Origin of the sequence: Shimia sp. MIT1388, assembly GCF_047124445.1 — a bacterium.
Taxonomy (GTDB): domain Bacteria; phylum Pseudomonadota; class Alphaproteobacteria; order Rhodobacterales; family Rhodobacteraceae; genus Shimia.
In genome coordinates this window covers 92,797-104,756 of the sequence record NZ_CP138921.1, presented here as the reverse complement: position 1 = coordinate 104,756, position 11,960 = coordinate 92,797, and the positions used below count along the sequence as shown (strand labels likewise).

General features: G+C 56.5%; 11 protein-coding genes. 6 read left to right on the top strand and 5 right to left on the bottom strand.

Features of this window, described 5'->3' with window-relative positions:
• Positions 1-9: 9 nt before the first annotated feature.
• Both SIB92_RS00465 and SIB92_RS00460 read right to left on the bottom strand, forming a co-directional pair.
• Positions 10-330: a 2Fe-2S iron-sulfur cluster-binding protein gene (locus SIB92_RS00465; RefSeq protein ID WP_412553968.1), complete on the bottom strand. Its 321-nt coding sequence runs from the start codon at positions 328-330 to the stop codon at positions 10-12.
• A gap of 15 nt (positions 331-345) precedes the next feature.
• Positions 346-1,587, bottom strand: a complete 1,242-nt coding sequence (locus SIB92_RS00460; RefSeq protein ID WP_412553967.1) for a cytochrome P450 — start codon at positions 1,585-1,587, stop codon at positions 346-348.
• A 276-nt stretch (positions 1,588-1,863) separates the two neighbouring features.
• On the opposite strand from SIB92_RS00460, the gene SIB92_RS00455 reads away from it, so the two are divergent.
• The 4 genes from SIB92_RS00455 (at position 1,864) to SIB92_RS00440 (ending at position 5,835) form a co-directional block, all read left to right on the top strand.
• Entirely contained in the window at positions 1,864-2,934 is a 1,071-nt protein-coding gene (locus SIB92_RS00455) for an extracellular solute-binding protein (protein ID WP_295177442.1), read from the top strand.
• 79 nt (positions 2,935-3,013) lie between these two features.
• Entirely contained in the window at positions 3,014-4,114 is a 1,101-nt protein-coding gene (locus tag SIB92_RS00450; RefSeq protein WP_412553966.1) for an ABC transporter ATP-binding protein, read from the top strand.
• On the top strand, positions 4,114-4,971 hold the full coding sequence (locus tag SIB92_RS00445) for an ABC transporter permease (RefSeq protein ID WP_412553965.1): 858 nt from the start codon (positions 4,114-4,116) through the stop codon (positions 4,969-4,971). Before SIB92_RS00450 ends, SIB92_RS00445 begins: the two co-directional genes overlap by 1 nt.
• Positions 4,972-4,983: 12 nt before the next feature.
• Positions 4,984-5,835: an ABC transporter permease gene (locus SIB92_RS00440; RefSeq protein ID WP_412553964.1), complete on the top strand. Its 852-nt coding sequence runs from the start codon at positions 4,984-4,986 to the stop codon at positions 5,833-5,835.
• Here SIB92_RS00440 and SIB92_RS00435 read toward each other — a convergent pair.
• The gene (locus SIB92_RS00435; protein ID WP_412553963.1) at positions 5,832-6,869 is read right to left on the bottom strand and encodes an AbrB family transcriptional regulator; all 1,038 of its coding nucleotides are present in this window, start codon (positions 6,867-6,869) and stop codon (positions 5,832-5,834) included. The genes SIB92_RS00440 and SIB92_RS00435 overlap by 4 nt on opposite strands.
• 83 nt (positions 6,870-6,952) lie before the next feature.
• On the opposite strand from SIB92_RS00435, the gene SIB92_RS00430 reads away from it, so the two are divergent.
• Complete coding sequence (locus SIB92_RS00430) at positions 6,953-7,627, top strand: GntR family transcriptional regulator (RefSeq protein ID WP_412553962.1); 675 nt, start codon at positions 6,953-6,955, stop codon at positions 7,625-7,627.
• A 29-nt stretch (positions 7,628-7,656) separates the two neighbouring features.
• On the opposite strand, the gene SIB92_RS00425 is transcribed toward SIB92_RS00430, so the two are convergent.
• Positions 7,657-8,727, bottom strand: coding sequence for an extracellular solute-binding protein (locus SIB92_RS00425; RefSeq protein WP_412553961.1), 1,071 nt, complete (start codon positions 8,725-8,727; stop codon positions 7,657-7,659).
• Positions 8,718-10,430 carry an ATP-binding protein gene (locus SIB92_RS00420; protein WP_412553960.1) on the bottom strand — a complete coding sequence of 571 codons (1,713 nt, stop codon included), beginning with the start codon at positions 10,428-10,430 and terminating at the stop codon, positions 8,718-8,720. The genes SIB92_RS00425 and SIB92_RS00420 overlap by 10 nt, the downstream gene beginning before the upstream one ends.
• Positions 10,431-10,767: 337 nt before the next feature.
• Here SIB92_RS00420 and SIB92_RS00415 point away from each other — a divergent pair, with 337 nt between their 5' ends.
• The gene (locus SIB92_RS00415; protein WP_412553959.1) at positions 10,768-11,946 is read left to right on the top strand and encodes a trans-sulfuration enzyme family protein; all 1,179 of its coding nucleotides are present in this window, start codon (positions 10,768-10,770) and stop codon (positions 11,944-11,946) included.
• Positions 11,947-11,960: the final 14 nt, after the last annotated feature.

The window sequence follows — 11,960 nt, the reverse complement described above, 5'->3', positions numbered from 1 at the left end:
TGCATGCCCTCACACCTGCGTATCCGGCACGTTGATCTCCATGCCGTGCATCTCTTCTGTGACCAAAACCTGACAGCTCAAACGGCTGGTGGGTTGCGGATCAATCACAAACTCCAACATGTCAACTTCATCCGATTCCGGCGCAGCCACGCGCTCGAACCACTCTTGAGGCAGCACGCAATGACATGTCCCACACGCACAGGCGCCGCCGCATTCTGCGGCGATCGCGTCAACACCGGCATTTACGGCCGCTTGCATCAGCGAAGTGCCAAGCGCCGCCTCTGCCTCAACCCGCGCGCCATCAGCCTGCACAAAAGTCATTTTAATCATAATCTTGTCCTGTTCTTACGCTCGTTTCCACCCAATGCGCAGCGCTTGTGGTCCACGCACAGAAAGGCCGTGTTTGTACGCCACATCTGTTTGCGTCAACACAATGTCGGAGAACCGCGCGTTGATCGTTGAGAAAATCACATCCATGTCCAAACGCGCGAGGTGGTTGCCGAGACAAAAATGACCGCCGCCGCCAAAGGCCATATGCCGGTTCGGCGTCCTGCCAACGTCAAACACATCCGGGTTCTCAAACCGTGCAGGATCGCGATTGGCCGCACCATACAGCAACCCAAAACGTGTTCCGGCCGGGAACATCTTACCGCCAACCTCGGTCTCTTCAGTGGCAAAGCGATGAAAATACGGCAGTGGTGATTCAAACCGAAACATCTCTTGCACCGCGGTTTTCATCAACGATGCATCATCCCGAAGCCTTTGATGTTGGCCTGGATAACGCAACAATGCGTGCATGCCGCTACCCAGAACATCAATGGTAGACCCGTGCCCCGCCATAAGGATCAACATGGCCGTAGAGATGAGCTCGTCCTGGCTCAATTGCCCGGCATCGCGGTGTGCGATAAGACGACTGAGCAAGTCGTCCTGCGGCGCGGCTTCACGGTCGGCCAACAGGTCCAGAAGGTACTCGTAGAACTCCTTTGTCGCAAGTTCCGCACGCGCCTTGTCCGCGTCGCCACGCCCCGGGTCAAAGTAGCGGACAACCTCCTCGGACCAATGCCGCAATTTTGGCGCATCCTCGTCCGGGACACCCAGTACCCGCCCAATAATATGACCTGGCACATGCGCGGCAAAATCACTGACAAAATCAATCTCGTCTTGTTCGGACAGGTCATCAAGCAAGCCATCAACAAAGGCCTGAATGGCCTCCCGCTGACGCGCAATCATCGCCGGCGTAAATTCCCGAAAAACCACTTTGCGCAAGCGGTCGTGTGTCGCTCCCTCGCTTTCCAACAAGTTCACCTGCACGTAGCGCTCGTGGAAAGGCATGTCGTGAAAGTTGATCGCGCGCTGCTGCGCCTTGCGATCCGCTTCACTGATAAAGGCTTCGTTGTTGCGCAACATGGTTTTGTTGAGCGCCACGGCCTCAACATCCGCCATCTTGGTCAACATCCACGTATCCGCCTCTTCCCAATAGTAAGGCGTATCCATCGCCCGCATAGCGGCATACACGGCATATGGGTCTGCGGCGAAAGCCGCACTATGGGGATCCAAGGCAAACTTGGTGGCTGGGTTGACTGACATTTCTTCCTCGCGCAATTCGAAACTGGACAATACTTCCACCGAAACCAAAGTAAATGACCAAACCCACCACAAAAATAGACAAAAGTCGCACCCAAGCCACGCATACACCGACACTCGGAGCCCGGTCTTTCATCGGCAAGTCGATGAACTCACAACCCAAAAGTGTGAAATCTGAAACTTTCGTAACGCGTGACGAAAATATTTGACCAAATGATACATTCCCCCCATGGTAGCGGCACCAAACACCAAAAGAAAAATCCCAGGGGGATATGTTCCATGAAAAATCAATCATTTAAGCTGTCCGCGACCATCGCCGTAGCCGCCACTCTTGGCGCCGGTGCCGCGTCCGCAGACACTCTGCGTCTTTTGACCTGGGGCGGCTACGCACCAGAAGAAGTTGTTGCCAAATTTGAAGCCGAAACCGGCCACACCGTTGAAGTGACCAAGTCCAACAACGAAGAGATGATCGCGAAACTGCGCGCCACTGGTGGCGGTGGTTTTGATCTGGCACAGCCAAGCCAAGACCGTATCGCAGGCCCTCAGGAAGAGTTCGGCATCTACAAGCCAATCGATCTGTCCAAGATTGACGCCTCCCTCTTTATTCCATCCATGCTGGACGCCACCAAGGGCAACACCACCGTAGGTGGCGACGTCTACGGCGTACCGCACGTTTGGGGCACCTCCGGCCTGGTGGTCGACACGGCCAAAGCCTCCATGGTTCAGGACTACACCGACCTTTGCGCCTCTGACGTCGCAGGCAAAGTGTCCTACCGTCTAAAGCGCCCAACCCTGATCGGCTTTGCCTATTCCATGGGTCTGGACCCGTTCGCAGCCTACGGCGACGCAGCTGCTTATGAAGACATCATGAAGCAAGTCGAAGCCAAGCTGATCGAATGTAAAGCAGGCGTGAAAACCTACTGGGGTGGTGGCGACGAGCTGATGGGCCTGATGCGTTCCGGTGAAGTTGTGGCGTCTATGGCGTGGGACACCGGCGGATGGAAGCTGAACGCCGACAACGCCGACATCACCTTTGTAGCACCGGCATCCGGCGCTCTGGGCTGGGTTGACACCTTCGTGCTGCCTGCCAAAGGCAAAGCAGACGACGCAGCTTACGCCTGGATCAACTTTGTGATGCAGCCTGAAGTGGCCGCAATGATCACCGCAGCCGCAGGCAACTTCACCGCCTCCAAAGGCGCAGACGCCTTCGCAGCAGACGATCTGAAAGCCCGCTATCAAGCGTCCTTTCCAGCCGAAGCCATCGACAACATCAAATGGTATCCACCAGTGCCAGCAGGCCTGGAAGCCATCGAAGGTGGCGTTCTGGATCGCGTTAAAGCGGCCAAGTAAGCCCTACTATTTTTGAAACAAAAACAGCGTGTGCCCAAACCGGGCGCACGCTTTTGACGACTTTAAAGGACCTCCCCCAATGACGCCTGATCTGCAGTGCACCAACCTCACCAAGCAATTTGGCGACAGCAAGGCGGTGGACAACGTGTCCTTCTCCGTGCCAGCGGGGTCCTTCTTCTCGATCCTTGGACCATCCGGCTGCGGCAAAACCACGATCATGCGTATGATCGCCGGTTTTCTGGAACCGACCAGCGGTGACATTGAGATCAAAGGCAACTCGGTTCTGAACGTGCCGCCTAACAAGCGCCACGTGAACATGGTGTTCCAACACCTCGCCCTGTTCCCGATGATGAACATCGCCGACAACATCGGCTACGGCTTGCGCCGCGCGGGCATGCACAAGAAAGACATCGGCTTCAAAGTCGACGAGGCGCTAGAGCGCATCGGCCTGCCCGGTATCGGCCATCGCCGAGTCGACGAACTCTCTGGCGGTCAAAAACAGCGTGTGGCCATTGCCCGCTGCATGGTGCTGGAACCCGACGTGCTGTTGCTCGACGAGCCTCTCGGCGCACTGGATCTCAAGCTGCGCGAACACATGAAGGTGGAACTCAAAAACCTTCAAGCCGCGTTTGACACCACCTTTGTCTACATCACCCATGACCAGTCCGAGGCGCTGGTGATGTCTGACAACATCGCCGTGATGAACGCCGGCCGTTTTGAGCAGGTTGGCAGCGCGCAAGACCTGTACTACCGCCCGGACACCGCTTTTGTGGCGGGCTTTGTAGGCGACAGCAACCGCTGGTCGGGCAAGGTTGTGAAACAAGACGGCGGCAACGCCCTTGTGCAAACCACCTCCGGCCTCACCCTGCGCGGTGCCACCCACGGTCGCACCCTGTCCGAAGGCGACACCATTGACGCATTTGTCCGTCCGGAAGCAATCCGCATTGCCCACAACGCAGATGACCTCGCCAACTTCGACAACCAGATTTCCGGCACAGTGACCTCGATCCTGTTCAATGGCGCCGCCTCCCGCGTCATGGTCCGCGACACGGCCGGGCACGAAGAGGTTGCGGTCAACTTGCCGCAATCCGGTGAATTTGCAAACCTTTCCAAAGGCGCGCCAATCCATATTGGCTGGGCCAGTGATCAGGCCAATTGCTTTGCCGCAGGAGCCGCCTGATGCACCGCGAAGCCAAACTTGGATTAATCCTCCTACTCACCCCGCTACTGCTGTGGCTGGTGCTCCTCATCTTCATCCCGCACATCGACCTGTTTCTGGTTTCGATGCGAGAACGTGTAGGCGTCGGTCAGTATGACCTGAGCTTCGCCAACTATCTGACGTTCTTCCAGGAACCGCTTTATCTGGTGACGTTTTTGCGCACCGCCGTGATGTCGATCTTCGCAACCATTTTGACTTTGCTGATCGGCTTTCCGGTCGCGTACTACATCGCCAAAATGGCCAAGGGCCGCACCCAATCAGCGTTGTTCCTGCTCTGCCTTGTGCCGTTTTGGGTCTCCGAGCTCGTGCGCACCTTTGGTTGGATGATCCTGTTGCGTGAAACCGGTATCATCTCCAACCTATTGCAGTCCGTAGGCCTTGCGAGCGGACCAGTGGAAATGCTCTACAACGACGCCGCCATCATGGTTGGGCTCGTTTATACGTCGATGCTCTTCATGGTCGTGCCCTTGGTCACCACTCTGGAAAGCCTGCCAGACGAAGTTGTCGAAGCGGGCTACGACCTTGGCGGCAACGGGCTCAGCGTGCTGCGTGAGATCATTATCCCACACGCCATGCCCGGCATCGTTTCCGGCTCGATCGTGGTCTTCATGCTGTGTCTGGGCAACTACCTCACACCCACAATGCTGGGCGGCAAAGAAAGCCTCTGGTTCACCGAGTTGATCTATTCGCAGTTCATCGTACGCTTTAACTGGGAGCTTGGCGCCGCTTTCGGCTTCCTGCTGTTGATCCTCTCTTCAGTGATTGTCTGGGGCATGCTGCGCCTGACCGGTCAGTCGCTTGAAAAGACCATGGGATAAGGAGCAGACACGATGATCCCCTCAATCCCTCAATCCCGCCTGCTCACCACGGCCTATGCGGCCTATGTGGTGCTGTTCTTCATCTTCCTTGCATTGCCTCTGATCGTTGTCGCGGGCTTTGCCTTCAACGACAGTCAGTTTCCGTCTCTGCCTTGGGAGGGCTTTACGTGGAACTGGTTCTTTGGTTCCGAACGCCCGATGATCGGTGTGTTCCACGAACGCAGCATCCTGCGCGCCATTGGCACCTCGGTGTTTGTGGCCTTCTGTGTCTCTGCACTGTCGATGGTTGTTGGTCTCTCCAACGCCTTCCTGTTCAACCGCTACAAATTCCGCGGTCAGGGCTTGCTCTATGTCTTCATGCTGTTGCCGCTGGTGATCCCGGGCATCGTTTTGGGCATCTCTATTCTGGTGGCCTCCAGTCGTCTGGCCAATGGCCTCTGGGATGGGTTCCAATGGGATGTAGAAGCGCTGCGCCCCGGTCTTTGGCTGGTGATCCTGGGGCAGTTCTCCTTCATCACAACCATCGCCACGCTGGTGATTGGTGCGCGCCTTCAGAAGTTTGACCGCACGTTGGAAGAAGCCGCGCTCAACCTTGGCGCTGGCCGCCTCACAGCGATCCGCACCATCACCCTGCCCTATCTGGCGCCTGCGTTGATTGGTGCCTTTGTGGTGGCCTTCCTGATGAGCTTTGAGAACTTCAACACAACTTTGATGCTCGTTGGGTCCGATGCGCCCCTGACCATCGCCATGTTTGACCGCCTTAAAGAAGGCTCAACGCCTCTCTTGAATGCGGTCAGCCTGCTCTTGATGCTGGGTTCGTCCTTACTGGCGTTGATCATGATCGCCTTTCAAAAGAAAAACTAACCCGAAGCCTTTGGTTTCAACAGGCGCGCCGCAATGGGCGCGCCTAAAATCACCAATACAATCCGTGTCAGGTGATGGGCGATAACGAATCCCAGGTCCGCCCCAACGACAATGGCCAGCACTGTCATCTCAGCCTGCCCCCCCGGCGCAAAGGCCAGGAACGCTTCCATTGCCGGCGCAAGGCCCAACAGCGTGACGATTTCCGCAAAACAAGCTGCCAACACCGCCAAAACCACCATAAAAGCCAAGCCGGACAGCACCACACTGCGCAACTCCCGCAGGGTGACACCAACATAATACACGCCGATCACCACACCGATGAAAAACTGCGCCGTCCAAATTGCTTCTTGCGGCGGACGTGAGTGGAGCACGCCACCCATGGTCAAAGCGGCAGAGACAATCATCGGCCCCAGAATGGACGCACCAAACAACCCGATCCTTTCGCCCCCCTTCCAGCCAACCAAAGCCGCCACAACCATGACCGCCATTTCATGCAGCGGCAGTTCAGAAGCAGGCTGCCCAATCGGATTGGACAAGCTCACACCATAGACAGAGATCAACATGATCGGCGCCACGGTCACGATCACCAACACTCGCGTCGCATGGATCAGTGACAACACGCGTGCATTACCCCCCGCTTCCTCCCCAAACAGGATCATATCCTGCAATCCCCCGGGCATCGCCGCGTAGTAGGATGTCACCGGATCAAACTTACAGATCTTGTGAAAGAACGGCACACCGATCAGCGCGATCAGAAAAATATAGAGCGGCATCAAAGCAATCGATCCGGCCATGCTTGGCAACTGTGCAGCCACCTCGGGCGTAATCGAGGTACCAACGGCAACACCAAGGATGGTGCGCGCGCCCGCCGTGATCTGACCAAAGCCTGCAAACTGGGCTCCACCCAGCGCCGCAATAAGACAGGCTGCCATTGGCCCAAACAGGAACGGCAAGGGCAAAGCTAGCATCCAGAAAACAAAGGCCCCAAATGCCGCCACCGCAAAGGTGGTGGCCCGAAGTCGCAGCGTGGTCACGGGTGATTCCAATCTTGATTGACTGATTGCATCCTTTTGTATACACAGGGATACAATAATTCAAGTCACCACGAGATAGCCCCATGAGCGACGACCTCACATCCGGCGAGAACCTACAAGGCAACGCCGCCTATGGCGCATTGCTTATGGAAATCCGCGAAGGACGCCTGTCACCCGGAGACCGCCTTCGGGAAACCGATCTGGCCACCCGCTTTGGGGTCAGCCGCACCCCTGTCCGGGAAGCCATTCGCCAGCTTGAAGCCGACGGACTGGTCACCCACCTGCCGCGCGTTGGGGCCACCGTCCGAAAACTGGACTATTCAGAAGTCATGGAGCTTTATGAGATGCGCAGCGTGCTGGAATGTACCGCCGCGCGCATGGCTGCGCGCATGGCCTCCGATGTGGAAATCACTGAGTTGGCCGCGATTTGCGAAGAGATCGCCAAAGCGGGCAAAGGCACTGAAGCCTCTCGCCTCAATCGTCAATTCCACCGCGCCCTTTTGGAAGCCGCAAAAAACCGTTTCCTGATCAAATCAATGCTCGCCTTACAGAAGGCTATGCTGATCCTGGGGCGCACAACATTGGCCGACGAAGAACGTTTCGAGAGCGCGATTGCGGAGCACGCTGCGATCCTTGACGCGCTGAGCGCGCGGGATGGCGACGCGGCCGAGAACGCTATGCGCGCCCACATTTCGGCCGGTCAACGCGCCCGAATTCGCGCCCTACGCGCGGAATTGAACGACAGTGCTGTGCTCTAAGCCCACTTGCAGCGTAACCGAGAAAACACTTACAGCCCCAACACCATACGGCGCCACCGGCGCTCCAAGGCGCGCTTCTCATCCCCCTGGCGGGTTCGCACAACAAAGAGTCGCTGCAACAGGTCGTCATTCAGCTGCAAAGCGGGGTGCTCGTAGGCGGGCTCATCAACCAAGGCGCGCAAACTTGCATCTCTAACCGCACCGAAAACCCATTGTGCATTGGCAACTGCAGAACCCTTCGTGGCCATGTGCTGCACAAACTTCATCGCGGCCTGCGGATTCGGACCATCTACTGGAAAAACAAACACATCCGCCCACAGGTTGCTGCCTTCTTTCGGCACAACGTAACGAAAATTTTGCATGCCCTCGTCAATAATTGGCCCGAAGGCTTCTGAGCTCCATGCCAGTGCCACACAAGCCTCACCATCTACCAGCGCATCATACTGTTGCGTGTCAAAGAAACGCACAAAGGGCGAAACCCTTTCCAACACTGCAAAGGCCGCATCCAAGTCTGCCTCAGATCGGGACGCCGGATCACGCCCAAGATAACTCAACACAATCGCGACAACCTCTTCGCTGCTGTCGGCAATGGAAATACCACAATCCGACAGCCGTGCAGCGTGTTGCGGATCGAAAATGAGCGCCCAGCTATCCAAAGGGGCGCCCTCAATTCGCGCTGTTACCGCCTCAATATCAAAGGCCAGACCGGTGGTCCCCCATACGTAAGGCACAGCGTATTGCGACGCCTCTGGCATAACGCCTTCGATCATTGGCCAAAGACCTTGTTCCAAGTTTTCCAGGTCTGAGATGGACGTTTTTGCAATAGCAGCAAGCGCCCGGTCATGCGTCATGCGTTCCAAACTTTCTGTTGGCACCACAACAACGTCATATCCAGTCGCCCGACCCAAGAGAATGCCTTCAGCCTCTTCCGCCTCAAGGTACGTGTCGACAACCACCTCTGCACCAAACTGATCTTCAAACTCAGCGATAACCGCGGCCTCGAAGTAGTCGGTCCAATTGAGCACATTAAACTCTTCAGCCAGCGCCTCATGTGCGCCAACGGCAGCCCCCCAAACAGCAAACAATCCCGCTAGGCGCATTTCTTTGGTCCTTCCGTCTTCTGAACGTGGTAGCGCAGATGCTTTTGTAGCTCTGCCACCAGCGCGTCTTTCTTGAGTGGCTTGGTTAGATAACTTGTCATCCCCGCGGCCAGCCCCTCATCCTGATGCTCTTTCAGGGCATTGGCAGAGAGCCCAACAATTGGCACATCGCCAGTCGCGGATTGCGCCCCTTCACTGCGCAGCAAGCGGGTCGCCTCCAGCCCGTCCATTTCTGGCATCCGGATATCCATTAAGATCAAATCTGGCTGCCACATGCGCTGCATCCCAACAGCTTCGATACCATTGGTCGCTTTTTTGACGGTACACCCAAGCTTCAACAGCATTTTTTCTGCAACCAGAAGATTCACCCGATTGTCATCGGCGACCAGTACTCTGCCGTCAAAAACCAACTGATCCGTGATCCGCTCAACCACAGGCGCAGAGGGCGCCTGCAGCAAAGCCGGAAATTCCAGCGCAAAAGTCGACCCTTCGCACAAAACACTGGACACAGTAACCGTTCCTCCCATCGCTTCACCCAACTGTTTGGCAATGGCCAAACCCAGTCCAGTCCCGCCAAAGCGTGTTGTCGTGGAACTGTCCGCTTGCGAAAACTGGTCAAAAACATGTGGTAACGCATCCGCGCCAATGCCGATGCCGGTGTCACTTACAGCAATTCGGATTCGGCGCTCGCTCTTGTCCAGCTGCAGCTCGCCATCGTCCACATAACTCAGGCAAACGGTGACGGACCCTTGGTCCGTGAACTTGACCGCATTGTTGACCAGGTTCAGCACCACTTGGCGCACGGCTTTGCTCGGCGCCTTGACCAGCCAATTGGCCTGCTGAGGCACGACCTCCATTTTGAGTTCAATATCTTTATTCGCTGCCTGCGCCTGAAACAGCTCAACCACCTCTGCACAGAGGGTGTTCACCTCAAACACCTGCGCCTCTACGGCAATCTTGCCTGCCTCGATCTTGGAAAGGTCCAACACATCATTGATCACCTGCAAAAGTGAATGACCACTGGACACAATCATGTCCAACATCCGGCGGCGATCAGGGTTGGTCTCACTGTCTTGCAACAGCTCGCTAAGACCCATCACCCCATTTAGCGGCGTCCGAATTTCATGGCTCATCGTTGCCAAAAACGCAGACTTCGCCTCCGATGCAGCCTCCGCTTTGCGTTGGTTTCGAGCAATCTCCGCAGTCGCGGAAATGACAAACCGTTCCATAGGCATGTGCACAAACCGGGCAGCAACGAAGATTCCGAAAGCCCCGATCAGAATAGCTACAAACGAATAGAACTTCTGTTCCTGCGCCACTTTCTCGGAAGCGATGGCCTCTGCTTCAGTCAAGCGCAAAAACACCGGGATCAGCTGACGACTGAGATCAGCACCGACCACAGCAACCCGTCTCATTTGGTTTTCCGGTCGGTCTTTTTCCACCAAAAGGCGCGCCAGATCTAAAACATCGTTGAGTTCCTCGATAGGATTCAACGTTTGCTGAGCCAAAATCCGCTGCGTGTCCGCGGAATGGGCGTGACCAAGCTGCGCTACAGCCAATTCCTCAGACGCCGACATCCCCAACCGATGGCCGCGCCGCAACCGAGAAAGCGCTTGTTCGGCAGCCTGACTGGTTGGATCATCTTTAATCGCGTCAAACGACAGCGAAAAATCCGCCAGTGTCACCAGGATGCGATCCATCATGCGGGTATTCTGCGCGCTTTCAATCACATGGCGCTGGCCTATCCACGATACGTAAAACGCACCAAGGCTTGCCAGCAACAAGATTGCTAGCGCGATACCGCTACGCAGCCGCAAATAGCCTCTAGTGATTGATTGGTTCTGCATTTGTTTGACCGAAGAGAAATCCCGGAACCACCATTAAACCGCTAGTCTTGCCATTCTCTAAACGCGGGCTTGCACCTACCTCGTACGCACAGCGTCACCGCGCACCAGCGATCCAAATCTTTCTTGCCACCGCCCTATACCCCTGAAATAACCTCGTAAATCCATGCGATCATTTAGAATTCAGTGAGACCCAATGTCCGTAAAAAACCGCGCCTCCTTGGCCACCCGCGTGATCCATTCTGGTCAGGAACCTGACTCGGCAACCGGCGCGGTTGTGCCACCGCTTTACACCGCAACCACATATGTTCAGGACGGTATTGGCAAAAACCGTGGCTACGACTACTCGCGATCTGGAAACCCGACACGTCAGCGAGTTGAAGCCTGCCTCGCGGACCTGGAGAACGCTCAAGCCGCATTTGTCTTTCCATCCGGCCTCTCTGCTGCGTCAACAATGCTGGCAACTCTGAAACCCGGCGCAAAGATTGTCGCTCACGAAGACCTCTACGGCGGCGTCTACCGGCTGCTGGCGCAAGTTGGTCCTGCGATGTCCGGCTGTCATGTTGACCTTGTCGATTTCTGCGACACCGACGCCCTAACAGCCGCTGCCCAAGGGGCTGACCTTCTATGGTTTGAAACGCCATCCAATCCACTACTAAAAATTGTGGATCTCTCTGCCATTGCCAAAATCGCCAACAACGTTGGTGCCATCACAGTGTGTGACAGCACCTTCGCCTCTCCCTGCGGGCAGTTGCCACTAGATCACGGCATCGACGTTGTGATGCACTCGGCCACCAAATTCCTCGGCGGTCACTCCGATCTTCTAGGTGGTGTCCTTGCCGTCTCCGAAAACGCAATAGACAGCCTTGCCGAGCGGATCGGCTATCTGCAAAACGCGCTTGGTGCGGTGATGTGCCCAAGCGACTGCGCGCTTCTGCTGCGGTCGTTACGCACCCTCGCATTGCGCGTGGAACGCCAGACAACCTCCGCCGCCTTTCTCGCCGAAAAACTAGCCGCAAGCGCTGCGGACCTGGGGATTACAGAGGTCATCTATCCCGGCCTCGCGACGCACCCCGGCCACGCCATTGCTGCACGCCAGATGTCCAACTACGGAGCACTCATTTCTTTGCGCCTGACAGGGGGCTTGGACCGCGTCGAACGTGTCCTGACCGCCACACGCCTGTTCCACTTCGCCGTGAGCCTTGGCAGTGTTGAGAGCCTGATCCAGCACCCGGCATCTCTCACCCATGCTGCCGTAGCGGAGGAACACCGCGAAAAGATTAGCATTGGCGACGATCTCGTTCGCTTGTCCGTCGGCTGCGAAGATCCGGCGGATTTGGCCGCAGACCTGGAAGCCGCTTTTTCGCAACGCTAGCCCAGCTGACCACA